The organism is Paenibacillus piscarius (assembly GCF_022234545.1).
Classification (GTDB): Bacteria; Bacillota; Bacilli; order Paenibacillales; family Paenibacillaceae; genus Paenibacillus_AQ; species Paenibacillus_AQ piscarius.
On sequence record NZ_JAIEUI010000030.1, the window covers coordinates 15,104 to 37,498 of the forward strand.

22 protein-coding genes and 1 other annotated feature are annotated in these 22,395 nt (G+C 51.3%); of the genes, 21 read left to right on the forward strand and 1 reads right to left on the reverse strand.

Annotated elements, in window-relative coordinates; genetic code table 11:
- Nucleotides 1-106 precede the first annotated feature (106 nt).
- The 21 genes from cysE (at nucleotide 107) to tuf (ending at nucleotide 21,947) form a co-directional block, all read left to right on the forward strand.
- Entirely contained in the window at nucleotides 107-799 is a 693-nt protein-coding gene (gene cysE / locus K1558_RS29915; protein WP_238655637.1) for a serine O-acetyltransferase, read from the forward strand.
- Between the two features lie 51 nt (nucleotides 800-850).
- The gene (gene cysS, locus K1558_RS29920; protein ID WP_238655638.1) at nucleotides 851-2,257 is read left to right on the forward strand and encodes a cysteine--tRNA ligase; all 1,407 of its coding nucleotides are present in this window, start codon (nucleotides 851-853) and stop codon (nucleotides 2,255-2,257) included.
- Nucleotides 2,254-2,691, forward strand: coding sequence for a Mini-ribonuclease 3 (locus tag K1558_RS29925; RefSeq protein ID WP_238655639.1), 438 nt, complete (start codon nucleotides 2,254-2,256; stop codon nucleotides 2,689-2,691). The genes cysS and K1558_RS29925 overlap by 4 nt, the downstream gene beginning before the upstream one ends.
- 60 nt (nucleotides 2,692-2,751) lie before the next feature.
- Nucleotides 2,752-3,513: a 23S rRNA (guanosine(2251)-2'-O)-methyltransferase RlmB gene (gene rlmB, locus K1558_RS29930; protein WP_238655640.1), complete on the forward strand. Its 762-nt coding sequence runs from the start codon at nucleotides 2,752-2,754 to the stop codon at nucleotides 3,511-3,513.
- Between the two features lie 2 nt (nucleotides 3,514-3,515).
- Nucleotides 3,516-4,037, forward strand: coding sequence for an NYN domain-containing protein (locus K1558_RS29935; protein WP_238655641.1), 522 nt, complete (start codon nucleotides 3,516-3,518; stop codon nucleotides 4,035-4,037).
- 192 nt (nucleotides 4,038-4,229) lie between these two features.
- On the forward strand, nucleotides 4,230-4,874 hold the full coding sequence (sigH, locus tag K1558_RS29940) for an RNA polymerase sporulation sigma factor SigH (protein ID WP_019908203.1): 645 nt from the start codon (nucleotides 4,230-4,232) through the stop codon (nucleotides 4,872-4,874).
- A gap of 318 nt (nucleotides 4,875-5,192) precedes the next feature.
- Complete coding sequence (rpmG, locus tag K1558_RS29945; protein WP_074086515.1) at nucleotides 5,193-5,342, forward strand: 50S ribosomal protein L33; 150 nt, start codon at nucleotides 5,193-5,195, stop codon at nucleotides 5,340-5,342.
- Nucleotides 5,343-5,362: 20 nt separating this feature from the next.
- Nucleotides 5,363-5,554, forward strand: coding sequence for a preprotein translocase subunit SecE (gene secE / locus K1558_RS29950; RefSeq protein WP_036692354.1), 192 nt, complete (start codon nucleotides 5,363-5,365; stop codon nucleotides 5,552-5,554).
- Nucleotides 5,555-5,575: 21 nt separating this feature from the next.
- Complete coding sequence (nusG, locus tag K1558_RS29955; RefSeq protein ID WP_238655642.1) at nucleotides 5,576-6,109, forward strand: transcription termination/antitermination protein NusG; 534 nt, start codon at nucleotides 5,576-5,578, stop codon at nucleotides 6,107-6,109.
- A 74-nt stretch (nucleotides 6,110-6,183) separates the two neighbouring features.
- Nucleotides 6,184-6,609: a 50S ribosomal protein L11 gene (gene rplK / locus K1558_RS29960; RefSeq protein ID WP_042131235.1), complete on the forward strand. Its 426-nt coding sequence runs from the start codon at nucleotides 6,184-6,186 to the stop codon at nucleotides 6,607-6,609.
- Between the two features lie 80 nt (nucleotides 6,610-6,689).
- On the forward strand, nucleotides 6,690-7,382 hold the full coding sequence (gene rplA / locus K1558_RS29965) for a 50S ribosomal protein L1 (protein ID WP_238655643.1): 693 nt from the start codon (nucleotides 6,690-6,692) through the stop codon (nucleotides 7,380-7,382).
- Nucleotides 7,383-7,450: 68 nt separating this feature from the next.
- Nucleotides 7,451-7,604: a sequence feature (ribosomal protein L10 leader region), on the forward strand.
- A gap of 63 nt (nucleotides 7,605-7,667) precedes the next feature.
- The gene (rplJ, locus tag K1558_RS29970; RefSeq protein ID WP_238655644.1) at nucleotides 7,668-8,171 is read left to right on the forward strand and encodes a 50S ribosomal protein L10; all 504 of its coding nucleotides are present in this window, start codon (nucleotides 7,668-7,670) and stop codon (nucleotides 8,169-8,171) included.
- 62 nt (nucleotides 8,172-8,233) lie between these two features.
- A complete protein-coding gene (gene rplL / locus K1558_RS29975) occupies nucleotides 8,234-8,593 on the forward strand; it encodes a 50S ribosomal protein L7/L12 (RefSeq protein WP_238655645.1) in 360 nt (119 codons plus the stop codon).
- Between the two features lie 132 nt (nucleotides 8,594-8,725).
- The gene (locus K1558_RS29980) at nucleotides 8,726-9,322 is read left to right on the forward strand and encodes a class I SAM-dependent methyltransferase (RefSeq protein WP_238655646.1); all 597 of its coding nucleotides are present in this window, start codon (nucleotides 8,726-8,728) and stop codon (nucleotides 9,320-9,322) included.
- A gap of 428 nt (nucleotides 9,323-9,750) precedes the next feature.
- The gene (rpoB, locus tag K1558_RS29985) at nucleotides 9,751-13,296 is read left to right on the forward strand and encodes a DNA-directed RNA polymerase subunit beta (protein ID WP_238655647.1); all 3,546 of its coding nucleotides are present in this window, start codon (nucleotides 9,751-9,753) and stop codon (nucleotides 13,294-13,296) included.
- A 114-nt stretch (nucleotides 13,297-13,410) separates the two neighbouring features.
- Nucleotides 13,411-17,022 carry a DNA-directed RNA polymerase subunit beta' gene (gene rpoC, locus K1558_RS29990; protein WP_238655648.1) on the forward strand — a complete coding sequence of 1,204 codons (3,612 nt, stop codon included), beginning with the start codon at nucleotides 13,411-13,413 and terminating at the stop codon, nucleotides 17,020-17,022.
- A gap of 178 nt (nucleotides 17,023-17,200) precedes the next feature.
- On the forward strand, nucleotides 17,201-17,452 hold the full coding sequence (locus K1558_RS29995; protein WP_238655649.1) for a ribosomal L7Ae/L30e/S12e/Gadd45 family protein: 252 nt from the start codon (nucleotides 17,201-17,203) through the stop codon (nucleotides 17,450-17,452).
- Nucleotides 17,453-17,587: 135 nt separating this feature from the next.
- Entirely contained in the window at nucleotides 17,588-18,007 is a 420-nt protein-coding gene (rpsL, locus tag K1558_RS30000; protein ID WP_020427075.1) for a 30S ribosomal protein S12, read from the forward strand.
- A gap of 45 nt (nucleotides 18,008-18,052) precedes the next feature.
- Complete coding sequence (rpsG, locus tag K1558_RS30005; RefSeq protein ID WP_020427074.1) at nucleotides 18,053-18,523, forward strand: 30S ribosomal protein S7; 471 nt, start codon at nucleotides 18,053-18,055, stop codon at nucleotides 18,521-18,523.
- A 47-nt stretch (nucleotides 18,524-18,570) separates the two neighbouring features.
- Nucleotides 18,571-20,649, forward strand: a complete 2,079-nt coding sequence (gene fusA, locus K1558_RS30010; protein WP_238655650.1) for an elongation factor G — start codon at nucleotides 18,571-18,573, stop codon at nucleotides 20,647-20,649.
- A gap of 107 nt (nucleotides 20,650-20,756) precedes the next feature.
- Entirely contained in the window at nucleotides 20,757-21,947 is a 1,191-nt protein-coding gene (tuf, locus tag K1558_RS30015) for an elongation factor Tu (RefSeq protein WP_238655651.1), read from the forward strand.
- 87 nt (nucleotides 21,948-22,034) lie between these two features.
- Here the strand turns inward: tuf and K1558_RS30020 are convergent, their stop codons facing one another.
- Nucleotides 22,035-22,376, reverse strand: a complete 342-nt coding sequence (locus K1558_RS30020) for a cupin domain-containing protein (RefSeq protein WP_238655652.1) — start codon at nucleotides 22,374-22,376, stop codon at nucleotides 22,035-22,037.
- Nucleotides 22,377-22,395: the final 19 nt, after the last annotated feature.

Below are 22,395 nucleotides of genomic sequence, written 5' to 3' on the forward strand. Positions count from 1 at the left end.
GCAGCGATAAGCTGCAGGGGCGTTTTTTGTTGAAATATAGCGGATAATACCTTCCTTTGCTTACCTGTACACAGGAGGCGGGGAATCCAGGAAGAGGGGAACCGTGTTGTTTAAGCATATGAAGTCGGACATTCAGGCCGTATTCGACAACGATCCGGCCGCCCGCAGCCGGTTCGAGGTTGTGTTTACTTACGCCGGGCTTCACGCGATTTGGGCTCACCGGATTGCCCACTCTTTTTACAAACGCCGCTGGTATACGTTGTCACGCATTGTCTCCCAGATCAGCCGGTTCATGACCGGCGTGGAGATTCATCCGGGCGCCGTAATCGGCAGCAGGCTGTTCATTGACCATGGCATGGGGATTGTCATTGGGGAGACCTGCGAGATTGGCGATGATGTGATCATCTATCAAGGGGTTACCCTGGGGGGAACCGGCAAGGAGAAGGGCAAACGCCATCCAACCGTCGGCAACAATGTGGTCATAGGCTCCGGGGCCAAAGTACTGGGATCGTTCCGAATCGGTGATAATTGCAATATCGGCTCCAACGCCGTCGTGCTGCGTGAGGTTCCGAGCAACAGTACGGTTGTGGGCAATCCCGGACGTGTGGTCAAGCGTAACGGGGAACGTGTCTCCGACCGGCTGGATCATACGAAGATGCCTGACCCGCTGATTGATTCCCTGCGCTTCCTGCAGAAAGAGATCGAGGAGATCCGGGAGCAGCTCGGCGCTGAAGACAAACAGAAGCAGGAGCAGCGGCGGCTGGAGAGCCAGCAATATATCGGGGATTACGAAATATGAAGCTACCGGCAGCTCAGAGGTCCGGGGATAATAGAAGGGGTTGGATGAAGAATGGCAATGCAGATTTATAACACCATGTCGCGCAGCAAGGAAGTTTTTGTGCCGCAGGAGCCGGGTAAGGTGAAAATGTACGTTTGCGGACCCACCGTCTACGGTTATATGCATATCGGTAACGCAAGACCGGTCATCGTGTTTGATATGGTACGCAACTATCTCGAAGCGCTTGGCAATGAAGTCCGCTACCTGACTAACTTCACGGATGTGGATGACAAAATGATCCGCAAGGCGGAAGAGATGAATATCACCGTAGCCGAGGTTGCTGACATGTTCATCACCGCTTACCAGGAGGATCTGGCCGGGCTCGGGGTGAAGCCGGCAACGATGAATCCGCGCGTGACAGAGAGCATGGACAAAATTATCGAATTCATCCGTGAGCTGCAAGAGAAAGGCTATGCTTATGAGAATGGCGGGGATGTGTACTACCGGACCGGCAAATTTGCAGATTACGGCAAGCTGTCCCGGCAGAATCTGGAGGAGCTGCGCTTCGGTATCCGGATTGAGGTTGATCCGCGTAAAGAGAACCAGGAAGACTTCGTGCTCTGGAAGGCTGCCAAGCCGGGTGAGGTACACTGGTCCAGTCCATGGGGGGAAGGGCGTCCCGGCTGGCATATCGAGTGCTCCGCGATGGTCCGCGAATATTTGGGCACCACGATTGATATTCATGGCGGCGGAGAGGATCTGAAATTCCCTCATCATGAATGCGAATGCGCCCAGACGGAGGCCTTGACGGGCGAGCCGTTGTCGAATTACTGGATGCATAATGCTTTCCTGAACATCGGTGATGAGAAAATGTCCAAGTCACTGGGGAACGGACTGCTGGTGAAGGATATCCGTGCGCGCTTCAAGATGGGGGCGATCCGTTACTTTATGCTGTCCAGCCATTACCGCAATCCGCTTAACTTCACTGAGGAAGCCTTGTTGTCTGCTGAGAAAAGCGTTGAGCGTATCGCTCTGGCGGAAGGCAACGTGAAGCACCGTCTTGAGCTGGGTACGGATGGCGGCAACGCCGAAGCAAGCCCGCACATGACAGAGCGGCTTGCTGAGATCACGGGTACTTTCCATGCCCGGATGCAGGATGATTTCAACACGCCGGATGCCATCACCGCGGTGTTCGACTGGGTCAGCCTGGCCAATCTCACGCTTGCTGACCAGGAGGCGCGCAAAGCGGATCTCGCAGCACTCCTTAAGGCATACGCCGAGATGAACGGGGTACTGGGACTGACTGCGGAGGCGGAGGAAGAGGTCGCAGGCGAAGAGGTGGAACGTCTGATTGCTGAGCGGGCAGAGGCGCGCAAGAACAAGAACTGGGCCCGGTCCGATGAGATCCGTGATGAACTGAATGCAATGGGGATTCTGCTGGAGGATACTCCCCAGGGAATGCGGTGGCGGCGCAAATGAGCGGGCAGTTTGATCCAGGCAGCGCCTGGTTTCCGTATGAGCCCTCCAAGGCGGCCCATCTGCTCCCGCCTATCGTGCTCGCGTATGCCGGTGATGCCATCTATGAGGTAGCTGTGCGGCAATATCTGATCTCGCTGCCCAATCTGCGTCCGAATCATCTGCACCGTTCAGCCACCGGCCTGGTATCCGCCAGAGCGCAGAGCACGATTCTTGCGCATCTGGAGCCGCAGCTTACGGAAGAGGAGAAGGATGTCGTCAGACGGGGGCGCAATGCCAAATCCGGCTCTGTTCCGAAGAATGCGGATGTGCTGGAATACCGCCACGCCACCGCATTTGAATGTCTGATCGGGTATTTATATTACACCGGGCAGCAGGGGAGAATACTGGAACTGGTTCACAGCGGCATCGGATTCATGCAGCACAGGCCCGGGTGAGTTCAAATCCGGCCAGATGTTTATAGGTATATATGGGTATATAGAACAGGAGATAAAACAATGGAAGAATTGAGAACGGAAGAGGAAATTCTGGCAGGTAAGCATTCTGTGCTTGAAGCGCTTAGAGCCGGACGTACACTGAATAAAATATGGATTGCGGAAACCGCACAAAAACATCTGACCGCACCGATTATGGCGGAAGCACGCAAGGCGGGCATTGTCATCCAGCATGTGGACAAACGCAAGCTGGATCAGCTCGCACCGGGCGTTCAGCATCAGGGTGTGGTGGCGCAGGCAGCGCCGTTTGCCTATACGAAGGTTGCTGATATTCTGGCGGCGGCAGAGGCCAAGGGAGAGCCGGCTTTTCTGCTCCTGCTGGACGAGATTGAAGATCCGCACAACCTGGGGTCCATTCTGCGTACTGCAGACTGCACAGGTGTGCATGGAGTAATTGTGCCGAAGCGCCGCTCCGCGCAGATCACGGCCACGGTCTCCAAAACCTCTGCCGGTGCCGTTGAATACGTACCCGTTGCCCGCGTAACCAACCTCGGCCAGACGATCGACCGGCTGAAGGAGCTGGGTGTCTGGGTGGTTGGGACCGATGTGGACACTGACCAGAATCTGTTCGGCTCGGATATCTTCACAGGCCCGGTAGCGGTGGTTATCGGCAATGAGAACAAGGGGATGGGCCGCCTGATCCGCGAGAAATGCGATGTGCTGCTGAAGCTGCCGATGGCGGGAAGAATCAACTCTCTTAATGCTTCGGTAGCTGCCGGTGTAGTTATGTACGAGGTTCTCCGCCGCCGCCAAGAACAGGGCTGAGTATGGCAGACTGGCGCGATATCCTGCTTGTGGACGGCTATAATATGATCGGCGGCTGGCGGGAGCTTGCCGCAATGTCGCAGACCGACATGCAGGGCGCACGCGACCGCCTGCTTGATCTGCTGGCTGATTACCAGGCTTTCTCCGGGCTGCGCGTCATTGCTGTATTTGACGCCTACCGGGTGCCGGGTCTTGGCAGGTCCTTTGTGCAGGGCAAGGTCCAGGTCTTTTTCACCAAAGAGAAAGAGACGGCGGATGAGTGCATTGAACGGCTGGTTGGAGAATTTGCACACCGCCGCAGGCAGATTTCAGTAGCCACCAGTGACTTCATTGAGCAGCATGTCATCTTCGCGCAGGGGGCTCTGCGCGTATCGGCCAGGGAGCTGCGGCTGGCGATTGAAGAGAACCAGAAGCAGGTGAAGAAAGCGATTGAGCCGGGAAGCGTGAGCGCTACCCGCCACTCGCTCGAAGACAAGCTGCCGCCGGAGACACGCAAACGGCTGGAGGACTGGCGCAGACAGTGAATCCGGAAACTCGCCGGCCGGTCAGGGATCAAGTGCCAGGTCAGCAGGCTTCCGCAGGGAAATGACATAAAATGTTATTGAAGATTGTTTTTGGTCAATCTGCGGTTGACGGTGTAAGGTAACATAATATATACTGTTCCTATATTTCGCGAAGTAACGATGTGTCTTGCGTTGCAGCCGGGGGGATTCTTGGTGAGTGTCGACCTCAAGGAAATAATGCTGTCCGAGTATGATTTCATAAGTGATGAAGAGATTGTCGAGATCTTCCGTGGTGGCGACAGTGGCGCATTGGAGCATCTGATTAACAAGTACCGCAATTTCGTGCGTGCCAAGGCCCGTTCCTATTTCCTGATTGGAGCCGACCGTGAAGATATTGTCCAGGAAGGCATGATCGGCCTGTACAAGGCCATTCGTGATTTCAAGGGTGACAAGCTGTCTTCGTTCAAGGCGTTTGCCGAATTGTGCATTACCCGCCAGATTATCACGGCCATCAAGACGGCTACGCGCCAGAAGCATATTCCGCTGAATTCCTATGTCTCTTTGGACAAGCCTATCTATGATGAGGATTCCGACCGGACACTGATGGATGTGATCTGCGGAACACAGGTGCTTGACCCGGAAGAGCTGATTATTAACCAGGAAGAGTTCATCGGACTGGAAGATAAGATGGCGGAGATTCTGAGTGATCTGGAACGCAAGGTGCTGATGCTCTATCTGGACGGGCGCTCCTACCAGGAGATCGCCGAGGATTTGAAGCGGCATGTGAAGTCTATCGACAATGCTCTGCAGCGGGTGAAACGTAAATTGGAAAGATATCTGGAAGTGCGTGACAATTAATGATATAATGAACCAGGAAGGCTCGGGACTCGAGTCTTTTTTTAGTTGCCGGCAGCAGGTTTAAGCCTAGGCGGAATGCTCCATAATGATTATGGTAGACAGCGAGTGGCAAAAGGAATAGCATGTGCAAAGATCACGTACGGCGCAAGGCGGCGGCACCCGGAATTACCCAGTGCGATGGGGGAATCTTTCGTTGACACAAGCGTTGATATTATGCTAAAGTGTTTTAGGTAGGCCTAAATTCGCGGCTTTTTTTTGAATCAATATTTGCGTCTTCTAATTTAACGGTTAGAAGTACGTCTTCGGGAGGTGCACATCATGCGGGTAATTATCACTTTGGCTTGTACTAGTTGCAAACAAAGAAACTATGCAACAACCAAAAACAAGCGAAATCACCCCGACCGCTTGGAGATGAAGAAATTTTGCAAGTTCTGTAACGAGCAAACTCCTCATCGCGAAACCAGATAGTCTGTGGAGGTGTAGTCGGCGTGAAACGTAGTTTCAAGTCTTTGTTTTCCTTTTTCACTGAGAGCTGGAGTGAACTCAAAAAGGTTCGCTGGCCTAGCCGTAAAGAATTGAAGAACTACACTTTGATCGTTCTCGGTACAATTGTAGTTATTTCTCTTTACTTCTGGGTTCTGGACATCGGTATTTCCGCTGTGATTGAAGCGATTATTTAGAGAGGTCCCAGGTGGCTTGATATGGAAAAAAGATGGTACGTTGTTCATACCTATTCCGGGTATGAGAATAAGGTCAAGGCCAATTTGGAAAAACGCGTTGAGTCCATGGGCATGGAGGACAAAATATTCCGCGTTCTTGTTCCTATGGAAGAAGAACTGGTAAACAAGGATGGCAAGAAAAAAACGGTCATGCGCAAAGTTTACCCTGGTTACGTTTTGGTCGAAATGATTCAGACGGATGATTCCTGGTATGTAGTCCGCAATACGCCGGGCGTGACCGGATTCGTCGGTTCAACTGGTTCGGGGTCCAAGCCTACCGCACTGCTCCCTGAAGAGGTTGAACAAATTCTGAAGCATATGGGCATGGTTGAACCTAAAGCGAAGATTGATTTCGAAATTAAGGAATCCGTACGTATTATGGTCGGTCCATTTGCGAATTTTGTGGGCTCCGTGGAAGAAATTTTGGCAGACAAGAGCAAGATCAAGGTGCACGTCAACATGTTTGGACGGGAAACCCCGCTCGAGTTGGATTTCACTCAAGTGGAGAAAATATAACAAGCGCAAGGGTTTCTTGTGGGAGAATGTCGTAGACATTCGAATACCACTATTTACGCAAGGAGGTGTCACTCATGGCTAAAAAAGTTATTAAAATGGTGAAACTGCAGATTCCTGCAGGGAAAGCGAACCCAGCGCCTCCAGTAGGTCCGGCGTTAGGTCAAGCAGGTGTCAACATTATGGCATTCTGTAAGGAATTCAACGCTCGTACTGCCGACCAGGCTGGCCTGATCATCCCGGTTGAAATTACAGTATTTGAAGACCGTTCCTTTACCTTCATCACCAAAACTCCTCCGGCTGCTGTTCTGCTCCGCATCGCTGCAAAAGTAGAAAAAGGCTCCGGTGAACCGAACAAGAAAAAGGTAGCGAAAATCGGCCGCGCAGCGGTTCGTGAAATCGCCGAAACCAAAATGCCTGACCTGAACGCTGCATCTGTTGAAGCTGCAATGCGTATGGTTGAAGGTACTGCCCGCAGTATGGGTATCACAATCGAAGACTAATTGTATTCGATGAACCGGTCATTCATGACCGCATTATGTGGGAGGAATTTCCGCTATTACCACAAAGGAGGAACATTTTCATGGCTAAACATGGTAAGAAATACCTGGAATCTGCTAAGCTGATCAACAGCGAAGCAACCTATGAGCCTTCAGAAGCTGTAGAGCTTGTGAAAAAGGCAGCCACTGCCAAGTTCGACGAAACCGTTGAAGCAGCAGTGCGTCTGGGTGTAGACCCTCGTAAACAAGACCAGGCCGTTCGCGGTGTTGTTGTCCTGCCTCACGGCACAGGCAAAACCCAGCGCGTGCTTGTATTTGCAAAAGGTGAAAAAGCGAAGGAAGCGGAAGCTGCCGGTGCCGATTATGTTGGCGATGCTGACATGATCAATAAGATTCAACAGGGCTGGTTTGAATTCGATGTCTGCGTAGCTACACCTGACATGATGAGTGAAGTCGGTAAACTGGGTCGTCTGCTCGGCGGTAAGGGCCTCATGCCTAACCCTAAAGCAGGTACAGTTACTTTCGACGTTACCAAGGCTGTTCAAGAAATCAAAGCCGGTAAAATCGAATACCGTCTCGACAAAGCGGGCCAAATTCACGCGCCAATCGGCAAAGTGTCTTTCAACCCTGAACAACTGAACGATAACCTTAAAGCTCTGATCGACGCTCTGAACCGTGCGAAACCGGCTGCTGCCAAGGGTGTATACCTGAAGGGCATCGCGATTTCGTCCACTATGGGACCTAGCGCTCGTGTGAACACTACTGCATTCAGATAATTAAAGGTTGACTCTTTGAGTTATCTTTGATAATCTATAACAGTTGTGAACATTAAGGTGATCAATCTTAAATGTGAATATGCTTACCGTAGACAGTAGGTGCCGCAGGGCTTAATTTCCTACCGAGGTGTTGTGATAGAAACAAGAAGTGCCAGGCTCGCCTGACTAACTTTCCGTTTTATCAAGCCTTCGTGAATCTGCGGAGGCTTTTCTAATGCCTGCGTAGGAATATCGCGGATCTTCGGAAGAATTGCCGTGACATAAATTTTCAGGAGGTGTATACCATTGGCAAATGCAAAAGTAATCCAAGCTAAACAGGATGCGGTTGATGTTGTTACCGGCAAACTGCAGAACAGTGTCTCCACTGTTGTTGCAGATTACCGCGGACTGAACGTATCGCAAGTGACTGAACTGCGTAAGCAGCTTCGTGAAGCTGGCGTTGAGTTCCAGGTTCTGAAGAACACATTGCTGCGCCGTGCAACTGCAGCGGCTGAATTGACTGATCTGGACGCAGTCCTGACTGGTCCTACAGCGATCGCTTTCAGTGAGACTGATGCGGTTGTAGCAGCCAAGATTCTGAACGACTTCGCTAAGAAGAATGATGCTCTTAAGCTTAAGGGCGGCGTAGTAGAAGGTAAGGTAATCGACGCTGACCAGCTGAAAGCACTGGCTGAGCTTCCTTCCCGCGAAGGTTTGCTGTCCATGCTGCTTAGCGTGCTTCAAGCTCCAATGCGCAACTTCGCGCTTGCAGTTAAAGCTGTTGCAGAGAAGGAAGAACAAAGCGCGTAAGGCTTTGCTTCCCGCTTCATAATCAATACCACACCAAATTCAAATATAATGGAGGTTCAATCATGAGCAAAGAAACAATCCTGGAAGAAATTAAAGGCATGAGCGTGTTGGAACTGAACGACCTGGTTAAAGCAATCGAAGAAGAATTCGGCGTAACTGCAGCAGCTCCAGTTGCTGTTGGCGGCGCAGTAGCAGCTGTTGAAGCTGAACAATCCGAATTCGACGTTATTCTGACAAGCGCTGGCGCTTCCAAAATCAACGTTATCAAGATCGTTCGCGAAATCACTGGTCTTGGTCTGAAAGAAGCTAAGGACGTTGTAGACAACGCTCCAAAGCCAATCAAAGAAAAAGTAAGCAAAGAAGAAGCCGAAGCTACCAAAGCAAAATTGGAAGAAGCAGGCGCAGCTGTAGAACTGAAATAGTTCGAATCAATAGGTACTGCCCCGGAGCGTGAGTCATTCTCTCCGGTTCCCGCAACCCCCTTGAACTTGTTCAAGGGGGTTGCTCTATAAGGTATACTCTATAGTGTAGAATACATGGAAAGGGAGGATCGCATGTCGCAGCATTATTACTCGCAGCAGCCTGAAGCGCGTCATGACAGACGAAGCATTGAGACGGTTCTGAGAGGCCGGAGCCTCCGCTTTGTAAGCGACGCCGGAGTTTTTTCAAAGGGAGATATAGATCATGGCAGCCGTGTTCTGATTGAAGCGATGGAGATCCCTGACGGGGCGGAGGTGCTGGATGTGGGCTGTGGGTACGGACCCATAGGAATTAGTGCCGCGCTGCTTGCTCCCAAGGGCCATGTCACGATGATTGATATTAACAGCCGGGCAGTTGAACTGGCCCAAGAGAATGCCAGGCACAACGGCGTATCCAATGTTACAGTCATGGAGAGCGATAAGCTGTCTGCGTTAGCCGGGCGGAAGTACGATGTGGTGCTTACCAATCCGCCGATTCGCGCCGGCAAGAGCGTGGTGCATGAGATCTTTGAACAGGCCTGTGACCATTTGAAGGAAGGCGGCAGCCTGTGGATCGTCATTCAGAAGAAGCAGGGTGCACCATCGGCTGTCGCCAAGCTGGAGAGTCTGTTCCCGGTGGTAGAGGAAGTTGGGAAGGACAAGGGCTACCGTATTATTAGGGCGCAGAAATAAAAACAGCACTGCATATTGACATGCAATGCCCGTAGTGGTATTATTATAAAATGTCAGTATTAAGCTAGGCTCCATGTCTTTAGTTTGCTGAAATGTCAAGTGATATATTGTCGCCCGGTAAGCGCATGACGCAAGGCAGGTTTTTGCGGATTCGGTTATCTATGTTTCTGTCAAGGCGAGGGTCGCCCTAGACCATAGATGATAGCGCATGAACTGAGGCCTGGTGACGTATAATACGTACGTTTTGGGCAAATCTACTGGATAAGGAGTATTTTGGCCGTGGATAGATGTGCTCTTTTTTCGAAAGAATTCGATAAGGGGCTTTTCTGTATTTATGGCTGAGCCCTTGTGGTATGGTTCCATTATACGGGTCCAAACAAGGGTTCGCAATCAATTTTTAAGTGAGTAGACATGAGGGGTGAGTAAAGTTGGCAGGACATCTTGTTCAGTATGGTCGACGCACTCGGCGGAGCTATGCGAGAATTAAAGAGGTACTCGAGGTCCCGAACCTGATCGAGATCCAACAAAAGTCTTATGACTGGTTTTTGGAGGAAGGATTGCGTGAAATGTTCCAGGACATCTCGCCGATCCAGGATTTCACAGGGAATCTGGTGCTTGAGTTCATTGATTACAGCCTGGGTGAACCGAAGTATACGGTTGACGACGCTAAAGAGCGGGACGTAACATATGCTGCTCCTCTGCGTGTGAAGGTGCGGCTCATCAATAAGGAGACCGGTGAGGTCAAAGAGCAGGAAGTGTTCATGGGAGATTTCCCTCTGATGACGGAGACCGGTACCTTTATTATCAATGGTGCGGAACGGGTAATTGTCAGCCAGTTGGTTCGCTCTCCAAGCGTCTATTTCAGCACGAAAGTGGATAAGAACGGCAAAAAAACTTACACCGCCACAGTGATTCCGAATCGCGGAGCCTGGCTGGAACTCGAGACCGACGCTAAGGATATTATGTATGTCCGTATCGACCGGACCCGTAAGATTCCTGTTACCGTGCTTCTGCGTGCTCTGGGCTTCGGCAGTGATGCCGAGATCCTGGAACTGCTGGGTAATGATGAATATATTCGCAATACGCTGGATAAGGACAACACGGATTCCACGGAGAAGGCGCTGATTGAGATTTACGAGCGTCTGCGTCCAGGTGAACCACCGACGCTTGATAATGCCAAGAGCCTCCTGGTTGCACGTTTCTTTGATCCGAAGCGTTATGACCTGGCCAATGTCGGCCGTTACAAAATCAACAAAAAGCTGCACATCAAGAATCGTCTGTTCAACCAGCGTCTGGCTCAGCCATTGGTTGATGAAACTACCGGAGAAATTCTGGCAGAATCCGGACAAATGGTGGACCGCCGTCTGCTTGATGAGCTGATTCCTTATTTCGAGAAGAGCATGGCTGCCAAAACCTACCGGGTTACCGGCGGGGTTATGGACAGCGAGGATATTCCGCTTCAGACGGTTGAGGTCTTCTCGCCGATTGAAGACGGCCGGGTCATCAAGCTGATTGCCAATGGCAACATTGACAAATCGGTGAAGCATATCACCCAGGCTGATATTATATCCTCAATCAGCTACTTTATTAATCTGCTGCACGGAATCGGCAATACGGATGATATTGACCATCTGGGTAACCGCCGTCTGCGTTCTGTCGGTGAACTCCTGCAGAATCAGTTCCGGATCGGCTTGTCCCGTATGGAACGCGTAGTCCGTGAGAGAATGTCAATTCAGGATGCCAATGCGATTACACCGCAGGCCCTGATCAACATCCGTCCGGTTATCGCGTCCATCAAAGAGTTCTTCGGCAGCTCGCAGCTGTCCCAGTTTATGGACCAGACGAACCCGCTTGCCGAGCTTACACACAAGCGCCGTCTGTCGGCCCTCGGGCCCGGCGGTTTGACCCGTGAACGCGCCGGCTTTGAAGTCCGCGACGTCCATCACAGTCACTATGGCCGTATGTGTCCTATCGAGACCCCGGAAGGTCCGAACATCGGTCTGATCAACTCTCTGTCGACCTTCGCCCGCATCAATGAATACGGCTTTATTGAAGCTCCGTACCGTTGGGTGGACCCGAAGACCGGTAAGGTTACCGAACAGATTGATTATCTGACCGCCGATGAAGAGGATAATTACGTTGTTGCACAGGCGAACGTACAGATTGATGAGGACGGCTCCTTCAAGGAAGACCAGGTTATCGTCCGTTACAACAAGGACTCGGATAACATCACCACGATGCCGAGTAACCGGGTTGACTACATGGACGTTTCACCGAAGCAGGTTGTATCGGTCGCTACGGCGCTCATTCCGTTCCTTGAGAACGATGACTCCAACCGCGCACTGATGGGCTCGAACATGCAGCGCCAGGCTGTTCCGCTGCTGATTCCGAAGGCACCGCTGGTAGGAACAGGGATGGAGCACAAGTCTGCGAAGGACTCCGGTGTATGTATTGTCTCCAAATATGATGGTATTATTGAACGCTCCTCTGCCAATGAAATCTGGCTGCGCCGTGTTGAGGCAGTGGATGGCAAAGAAGTGAAAGGTGATATCGTTAAATATAAATTACACAAATTTATGCGTTCTAACCAGGGAACCTGCATTAATCAGCGTCCGCTGGCCAAGCGCGGCGATATCGTCAAGAAGGGTGATATTCTGGCAGACGGTCCTTCCACAGAGATGGGCGAACTGGCTCTGGGCCGCAACGTAGTGGTTGCGTTCATGACCTGGGAAGGGTACAACTACGAGGATGCGATCCTGCTGAGCGAGAAGCTGGTGAAGGAGGATGTATACACTTCGATCCACATCGAGGAATATGAATCCGAAGCCCGCGACACCAAGCTCGGTCCAGAAGAGATTACGCGTGATATCCCTAACGTTGGGGAAGAGGCGCTCCGCAATCTTGACGAGCGCGGAATCATCCGCATCGGTGCGGAAATCAATGCCGGCGATATTCTGGTAGGTAAAGTTACACCGAAGGGCGTAACCGAGCTGACCGCTGAAGAGCGTCTGCTGCATGCAATCTTTGGAGAGAAGGCGCGTGAAGTCCGTGACACCTCCCTGCGCGTACCGCATGGTAGTGACGGGATTATCGTGGACGTCAAGGTGTTCACCCGTGAGAACGGCGATGAGCTGCCTCCTGGTGTGAATCAGCTGGTGCGTGTCTACATCGCCCAGAAGCGCAAGATCTCTGAAGGCGATAAGATGGCCGGACGTCATGGTAACAAGGGTGTCGTTGCCCGCATCCTGCCGGAAGAGGATATGCCGTTCCTGCCGGATGGTACACCGGTACAGGTTGTCCTGAACCCGCTGGGCGTACCTTCCCGTATGAACATCGGACAGGTGCTTGAAGTCCATCTTGGTATGGCTGCACTGCAGCTGGGGATTCATGTGGCTACGCCGGTCTTCGACGGAGCCCGCGAATACGACGTGTTCGATACGATGGAAGAAGCCGGAATGCAGCGCAATGGTAAAACCGTGCTCTACGACGGACGTACAGGCGAGCGCTTCGAACGTGAAGTTACCGTCGGTGTCATGCACATGATCAAGCTGGCGCACATGGTTGACGATAAGATTCATGCCCGTTCCACCGGTCCTTACTCTCTCGTTACGCAGCAGCCTCTGGGCGGTAAAGCTCAGTTCGGCGGACAGCGCTTCGGGGAGATGGAAGTATGGGCGCTTGAAGCTTACGGCGCGGCTTATACCCTGCAGGAGATTCTGACAGTGAAGTCCGATGACGTGGTCGGCCGTGTGAAGACGTACGAATCCATTGTCAAAGGCGAGAATGTTCCAGAACCGGGTGTGCCTGAATCGTTCAAGGTATTGATCAAGGAACTGCAGTCCCTTGGTATGGATGTGAAGATCCTCAGCGGTGATGAGCAGGAGATCGAGATGAAGGAATTGGACGATGAGGACGAGACGTCAGGCGACAAACTCAGCCTTAATCTGGAAGGTGCAGAGGTCGGTATCGAGTAATTCGTCAGCAAACCGCTAATTTCAATACACAAAGGACCACGCCCTCTGTTGACCTTCAGCGTCAAGAGAGGGCTGTGGTACTAATTCAGGATATAGGTTAAGGAGGGTTGCTCCTTGTTGGACGTTAACAATTTTGAATTTATGAAAATCGGGCTCGCTTCCCCGGAGAAAATTCGTTCTTGGTCCCGCGGAGAAGTTAAAAAACCGGAAACCATTAACTACCGTACATTGAAACCGGAGAAAGAGGGTCTTTTTTGCGAGCGTATTTTTGGACCGCAGAAGGACTGGGAATGTCATTGCGGTAAATACAAACGCGTCCGTTACAAAGGCGTTGTGTGCGACCGCTGCGGCGTTGAAGTAACCCGCGCAAAGGTCCGCCGCGAACGCATGGGCCACATTGAGCTGGCAGCTCCGGTATCTCATATCTGGTATTTCAAAGGGATTCCAAGCCGCATGGGTCTGGCGCTCGATATGTCTCCAAGATCGCTCGAAGAGATTATCTACTTCGCATCCTATGTTGTAACTGACCCGGGCGAAACTCCGCTGGAGAAGAAACAGCTGTTGTCCGAGAAGGAATACCGCAGCTACCGTGAGAAATACGGCTACGGCTTCCAGGCCGGCATGGGCGCTGAAGCTGTTAAGAAGCTGCTGCAGGATATCGACATCGACAAAGAGCTGGAATTCCTCAAGGAAGAGCTACGTACGGCTCAAGGCCAGCGCCGCAACCGGGCGATCAAACGACTGGAAGTCATCGAGGCCTTCCGTAACTCCGGCAACAAGCCGGACTGGATGATCATGGATGTGCTCCCGGTCATTCCTCCGGAGCTGCGTCCGATGGTTCAGCTCGACGGCGGCCGTTTTGCGACGTCTGACCTGAATGACCTGTACCGCCGTGTTATTAACCGGAACAACCGTCTGAAGAGACTGCTGGATCTCGGCGCTCCTGACATCATCGTGCAGAACGAGAAACGGATGCTTCAGGAAGCAGTGGATGCGCTGATCGACAACGGCCGCCGCGGCCGCCCGGTAACGGGTCCCGGTAACCGTCCGCTCAAATCGCTCAGCCATATGCTCAAAGGTAAGCAGGGACGCTTCCGTCAGAACCTGCTGGGTAAGCGCGTTGACTATTCCGGTCGTTCCGTTATCGTCGTAGGCCCTTATCTGAAGATGTATCAATGCGGTCTTCCTAAGAAGATGGCACTGGAGCTCTTCAAGCCGTTCGTTATGAAGGAACTGGTCAATAAAGGCCTTGCCCATAACATCAAGAGCGCCAAACGCAAGGTAGAGCGCGTAAGTCCAGAGGTCTGGGATGTGCTTGAAGAGGTAATCAGAGAGCACCCGGTTCTGCTGAACCGTGCACCTACGCTGCACAGACTCGGAATCCAGGCGTTCGAGCCGATTCTGGTCGAAGGTCATGCAATCCGTCTTCACCCGCTCGTATGTACAGCCTACAACGCTGACTTCGACGGTGACCAGATGGCCGTGCACGTTCCTCTATCGGCAGAAGCCCAAGCTGAAGCACGCCTGCTGATGCTGGCATCCGGTAATATCCTGAACCCTAAGGACGGCAAACCGGTCGTTACCCCTTCCCAGGATATGGTCTTGGGTACCTTCTACCTGACAATGGACAACAAGGAAGAGAAGGGTACCGGCATGATTCTGCGGAATGTCAACGAAGCGGTATCGGCTTACCAGCGCGGAACCGCAGGGCTGCACGCTCGTGTCGCTATTCCTGCCAAAGCTCTCGGCAAGACCAGCTTCACAGATGAACAGCAGAACGCTATGCTGATTACGACTGTCGGAAAAATCATCTTCAACGAGATTTATCCGAGCAGCTTCCCTTATATCAACGAAGCAACTAAATCGAACCTGCTGCAAGGAACACCAGATAAATACTTTATCTATGACAAGGGTGCAGATATCCGTGAGCTGATCATGAATGCTCCGGATGCCAGTGCTGTAGGTAAGGAATATCTCGGTCTGATCATTGCACGCTGCTTCGAGACATATCACACCACCCAGACTTCTATGATTCTGGACAAAATCAAGCAGCTCGGCTTCACTTACTCTACACGTTCCGGTGTTACGGTTGCCGTATCCGACGTTATCGTGCCTGAGGAAAAAGCGACCATTCTGAAAGAATCGGAAGCTAAGGTTGATGTGGTTGCGAACCAATACCGCCGCGGTCTGATCACTAACGATGAACGGTATGACCGTGTTATCGAGATCTGGTCGAAGACCAAGGATGATCTGACTAACGTGCTGCTGAAATCGATGGACCGCTTCAACTCCATCATGCTCATGGTTGATTCCAAGGCACGCGGTAACAAATCGCAGATCACCCAGCTGGGCGGTATGCGCGGACTGATGGCTACCCCGTCAGGCCGGATCTTTGAATTGCCGATCAAAGCGAATTTCCGTGAAGGTCTGACCGTCCTCGAGTACTTTATCTCCACGCACGGAGCGCGTAAAGGTCTGGCCGATACAGCGCTGCGTACAGCCGACTCCGGGTATCTGACCCGCCGTCTGGTTGACGTGGCCCAGGACGTGATTGTCCGCGAAGAAGACTGCGGAACTGATAAGGGCTTCACCGTCAGCCGGATTCAGGATGGCAAGGAAGTGATCGAGGATCTGTACGACCGTATTGAAGGCCGTTATTCCTTCGAGACCGTCCGTCATCCGGAGACCAAGGAGATCATCGTTCACCGTAACGATCTGATCGACTCGGATAAGGCTGAGGAAATTGTGAACGCCGGCGTGACGAAGCTGCAGATCCGCTCTGTGCTGAGCTGCCGTGCCCGTCACGGGGTCTGCAAGAAGTGCTACGGACGCAACCTGGCAACAGGTAAATTCGTGGAAATCGGGGAAGCAGTCGGCATTATCGCCGCCCAATCCATCGGTGAACCGGGAACACAGCTTACCATGCGTACGTTCCACACCGGTGGTGTAGCCGGAGACGATATCACGCAAGGTTTGCCGCGTATCCAGGAGCTGTTTGAAGCCCGTAACCCTAAAGGTCAGGCGACAATCAGTGAGATTGACGGAGTAATCAAGGAAATCCGTGAAACCAAGGACCGCCGTGAAATTGAGGTTCAGGGTGAAGCGGAATCCAAGACCTATTCCATCACTTACGGCTCACGTCTGCGTGTCAGCGAAGGCCAGGAGATTGAAGCCGGGGATGAGCTGACAGACGGTTCGATCGACCCTAAGGAAATGCTGCGCATCAAAGGTATCCGCGGGGTACAGAACTACATCCTGCAGGAAGTACAGCGTGTATACCGTAACCAGGGCGTTGAGATCAATGACAAGCATATCGAGGTTATGATCAAGCAGATGCTGCGCAAAATCCGGATTATCGATGCCGGAGACACCAGCCTTCTTCCAGGTGCCTTCGCCGATATTCATGAATATGAAGCAGCCAACAAAGAAGCCATTCTCTCTGGCAATGAGCCTGCGGTTGCCAAACCGGTTCTGCTCGGGATCACCAAGGCTTCCCTGGAGACCGATTCCTTCCTGTCGGCAGCTTCCTTCCAGGAGACTACACGTGTCCTAACGGATGCAGCGATCAAGGGCAAGGTGGATAAACTTCTGGGACTCAAGGAGAATGTTATCATCGGTAAGCTGATTCCTGCGGGTACTGGCATGAACCGTTACCGTAACGTGAAGCTGAGCGATCCGAATGAAGAGGCTACTGAAGAAGCTCTGGAGACCGTTTCCGCTGAATAAATGAATACTCATGGCATCAGCATAAGCGTCACGCTGCAGGTGTAGCGTGACGCGGCTGTCTGCCAATGATTATCCATAAAATTATTACTGTTTTTCTTGACATCATCTGCTGAGGATGCTAATATGTCTAAGGTGCGTGAGTAGCCTTGTCATTCTAATTCAGTGGAGGTATGGTTTTATGACTGATGATAGAGGGTTACAGGATGCTCAGGTCAAGATCGGTTCCAAGCAAACCGTCAAGGCGGTGGAGATGGGCCAAGCTGCAGAAGTCTATGTGGCAGAGGACGGAGATCAACGGCTTACTTCCAGGATTGTTATGCTTTGCAACAAACAAGGCGTTAAGGTAACCTATGTGGATACTATGCTGAATTTGGGCAAGGCCTGCGGTATAGAAGTTGGTGCTGCGATGGCAGCCGTCTTAAAACAATAGCAGCAAGAGAATGTTTTTGTACCGGGGGTACACTTCGGCAGCAAGGACTTTTCATTTGTCTTTTTATGAACCACCTGGGTCTGTGGACTTAAAGTTCATGAAGAGACTATCATTTCAGGAAGGGGGTGGCACAACATGCCAACTATCAATCAATTGGTTCGCAAAGGCCGTCAAGCCAAAATCGAAAAATCCAAATCTCCCGCTCTTCAAAAGGGGTTCAACGCCCTCAAGCGTGAGGCTACAAATTTGAGCGCTCCGCAGAAACGCGGTGTGTGCACTCGTGTAGGCACGATGACTCCACGTAAACCTAACTCAGCACTTCGTAAGTATGCCCGTGTTCGTCTGACGAACCGTCTTGAGGTGACTGCTTACATTCCGGGGATCGGACACAACCTTCAAGAGCACAGCGTAGTATTGCTGCGCGGAGGTAAAGTTAAAGACCTTGCAGGAGTTCGTTACCACATCGTTCGTGGTGCACTGGATACTGCAGGTGTAGCTAACCGGATGCAGGCTCGCTCCAAATATGGTGCGAAACGTCCTAAGGCCAAGAAATAAGATTAGACTATCTGATTAATAAACATTTAAGAAAGGGGGATATCCATGCCACGCAAAGGTCCAGTTACGAAGAGAGATGTATTACCAGATCCATTGTATAATAGCAAGTTGGTTACCCGTTTGATCAACCGTATTATGCTGGGTGGTAAAAGAGGTGTCGCTCAAAGCATTTTGTACAATTCATTCAAGTTGATTCAAGAACGTACAGGTAAAGAACCGATGGAAGTGTTCGAAGCTGCCATCAAGAACATCATGCCTGTATTGGAAGTTAAAGCCCGCCGTGTCGGTGGCGCTAACTACCAAGTGCCGATCGAGGTTAAACCTGAAAGACGTACTGCTTTGGGATTACGCTGGCTCGTGAACTACTCGCGCAACCGCGGCGAGAAGACTATGGAAGAACGTTTGGCGGCTGAGATTATCGATGCTTCCAACAACACAGGCGCTTCTGTCAAGAAACGTGAAGACACACACAAAATGGCTGAAGCGAACAAAGCGTTTGCTCACTACCGTTGGTAGGATTACAGTCGACCAAATAACTTCTATTTTGGAAGGAGATCCATTTCATGGCAAGAGAGTTCTCCTTAAAAAATACACGTAATATCGGGATCATGGCACATATTGATGCTGGTAAGACAACTACTACGGAGCGTATTCTTTTCTACACAGGCCGCACGCACAAGATCGGTGAAGTTCACGAGGGTGCTGCTACAATGGACTGGATGGAACAAGAGCAAGAGCGCGGAATCACCATTACTTCCGCTGCAACAACTGCTTCCTGGAAGGGTCACCGCATCAATATCATTGATACCCCTGGGCACGTTGACTTCACTGTTGAAGTTGAACGCTCCCTGCGTGTATTGGATGGGGCAGTTGGTGTATTTAGTGCAAAAGAGGGCGTTGAACCTCAGTCCGAAACCGTATGGAGACAGGCTGACCGTTATGGCGTTCCCCGGATTGCATATGTGAACAAGATGGATATCATCGGTGCCGATTTCCTTAACGTTGTTAAGGATATGCGTGATCGTCTTCAAGCCAACTCGGTTGCTATTCAGCTGCCGATCGGTGCAGAGAACGACTTCAATGGCATCATTGACCTGGTTGAGCAGAAAGCTCACATCTTCAAGGATGATCTGGGTCAGAACATCGAGGTAACAGAAATTCCTGCGGAATTCCTGGAACAAGTTGAGGAGCTGCGTCTTGAGCTGATCGAGAAGGTAGCAGAGCTTGACGAGGACCTCACTATGAAGTACCTGGAAGGCGAAGAAATTACAGTAGACGAGATCAAGGCTGCACTGCGCAAGGGCGTATGTGAAGTTAAAATCTTCCCTGTAATCTGCGGCTCTTCCTACCGTAACAAAGGGGTTCAGCTTATGCTGGACGCAGTCGTTGATTATCTGCCATCCCCGCTGGATGTTCCTTCCATTCAAGGTCACCTTGAAGATGGTTCGGAAATTGAGCGTCACTCTTCCGACGAAGAGCCGTTCGCAGCGCTGGCATTCAAAATCATGACTGACCCTTATGTTGGTAAGCTCACGTTCTTCCGTGTATACTCCGGTATCCTGGAATCCGGTTCTTATGTAGTGAACGCTACTAAGGGCAAACGTGAACGTATCGGCCGTATCCTGCAGATGCACGCGAACAGCCGTCAAGAAATCTCCATCGTATACGCTGGTGATATCGCGGCAGCCGTGGGTCTGAAGGACACAAGCACTGGTGATACCCTTTGCGACGAGAAGAACCCGGTTATCCTGGAATCCATGAACTTCCCTGATCCGGTTATCGAAATCGCGGTTGAGCCAAAAACCAAAGCTGACCAAGATAAAATGGGCGTTGCTCTCGGCAAGCTGACCGAAGAAGATCCAACTCTTCGTGCACACACCGATGAAGAAACAGGTCAAACGATCCTGGCAGGTATGGGTGAGCTTCACCTGGATATTATCATCGACCGTATGCGCCGCGAATTCAAGGTTGAGACCAACGTGGGTAAACCACAGGTTGCTTACCGTGAGACATTCAAAGCACCAGCACGCGTCGAAGGTAAATTCGTTCGCCAATCCGGCGGTCGCGGTCAGTACGGTCACGTATGGGTTGAGTTCGAACCCCTCGAGCCAGGTACTGGCAGCCAGTTCGAAAGTAAGGTTGTCGGTGGTTCTGTACCTAGAGAATACATCGCGCCTGCACTGGCCGGTATTGAAGAGCAAATGAAAAACGGCGTTCTCGCAGGCTTCCCGCTTGTAGACGTTAAGGCTACCATCGTAGATGGTTCCTACCATGATGTTGACTCCAACGAAATGGCGTTCAAGATTGCCGGTTCCATGGCACTTAAGGCCGCCAAGGACAAGTGTAAGCCTGTTCTGCTGGAGCCAATCATGAAAGTGGAAGTAACTGTTCCTGAGGAATACATGGGCGATGTAATGGGTATGCTGAACTCCCGCCGCGGCCGTATCGAAGGTATGGACTCCCGTGGTGGCGCGCAGATTATCCGTGCAAAGGTACCTCTTTCCGAAATGTTCGGTTATTCCACAACACTTCGTTCCGGTACTCAAGGACGCGGCGTATTCTCAATGGAGCTTTCGCACTATGAAGAAGTGCCTAAGAACATTGCAGAAGAAATCGTATCCAAGAACAAGGGCGGAGAATAAGCTTAAGTTTTTAACTTGCCGTCCGGGTATACCACACAAGTCATCTCAGAACTGCACATAGACGGGCGGCTCAAATATAAGGAACCCAATAAGGAGGAACTGTTCAAATGGCAAAGGCAAAGTTTGAACGTAACAAACCGCACGTTAACATCGGTACTATTGGTCACGTCGACCATGGTAAAACAACCCTGACTGCTGCTATCACAACTGTATTGTCCAAAAGATACGGTGGTGCTGCTGTAGCATTCGACCAAATCGATAAAGCTCCAGAAGAGCGCGAACGCGGTATCACTATCTCCACCGCTCACGTTGAATATGAAACTCCTAACCGTCACTACGCACACGTAGACTGCCCTGGACACGCCGACTATGTTAAAAACATGATCACCGGCGCAGCGCAGATGGACGGAGCAATCCTGGTTGTATCCGCAGCTGACGGCCCTATGCCACAGACTCGCGAGCACATCCTGCTGTCCCGCCAGGTAGGCGTTCCTTACATCGTCGTATTCCTGAACAAATGCGACATGGTTGAAGACGAAGAGCTTCTGGAACTGGTTGAAATGGAAGTTCGCGATCTGCTGAGCGAATACGACTTCCCAGGCGATGACACTCCAATCGTTCGCGGTTCCGCTCGTGAAGCGCTGCAGAACCCAGACGGCGAATGGGCTAACAAGATTGTCGAAATGTTCGAAACTATCGACACTTACATCCCACTTCCAGAACGTGCAACTGACAAGCCTTTCCTGATGCCTGTCGAAGACGTATTCTCCATCACTGGCCGCGGTACTGTGGCAACTGGTCGCGTAGAACGCGGAACAGTTAAAGTTGGGGAAGAAGTTGAAATCGTGGGTATCCACGAAGAGAAGAGAAAATCCGTTGTTACCGGCGTAGAAATGTTCCGCAAATTGCTCGATTCCGCACAAGCGGGCGACAACATCGGCGCATTGCTGCGTGGTGTAGACCGTAACATGATCGAACGTGGTCAAGTACTGTCCAAGCCAAACTCCGTTAACCCGCACACTGAGTTCTCTGCTCAGATCTACGTCCTGACTAAAGAAGAAGGCGGACGTCACAAACCATTCTTCACTGGTTACCGTCCACAGTTCTACTTCCGTACAACTGACGTAACTGGCATCATCAACCTGCCAGAAGGTACTGAAATGGTTATGCCTGGTGATAACATCACTGTAACCGTACAACTGATCTCCCCAATCGCTATTGAAGAAGGAACTAAGTTCTCCATTCGCGAAGGCGGCCGTACAGTTGGTGCCGGATCCGTAGCAACAATCCAGAAATAATTCGGCTCTATCCGTTAGGATAGACCAAATATAAGATCAGGGCTCCTTCATATGAAGGAGCCCTGATCTGTTTTTATATTATTGATTTTAGATTTCCTTGGCATACTCGGCACCGGGTAATTTGGATAATGTAACATACAGACTGGAAGGAGCTGAGCTATTGTTCGCATAGGCAAAGGATTCATCGCCGGCGATATGAACCGTATCACCTTGAGTGAAGGCGAATTCCTCTTCATTTACATGAATGGCTCCGTCCCCCTTCAAGGCCAGGATGTATACATCGGCGCCCGGATGCTTGTGCACAGGCAGCTTCTGGCCCGGCATAAAGTTCAGAACGAACACTACACTCTCACCTTTCTGGAAGATGATTTTTTTCGTGAAACGTTCCTCGTGATATTGTACAGCTTCAGCAATATTCTTCTTTTCCATTCTTCATCCCTGCTTTCAA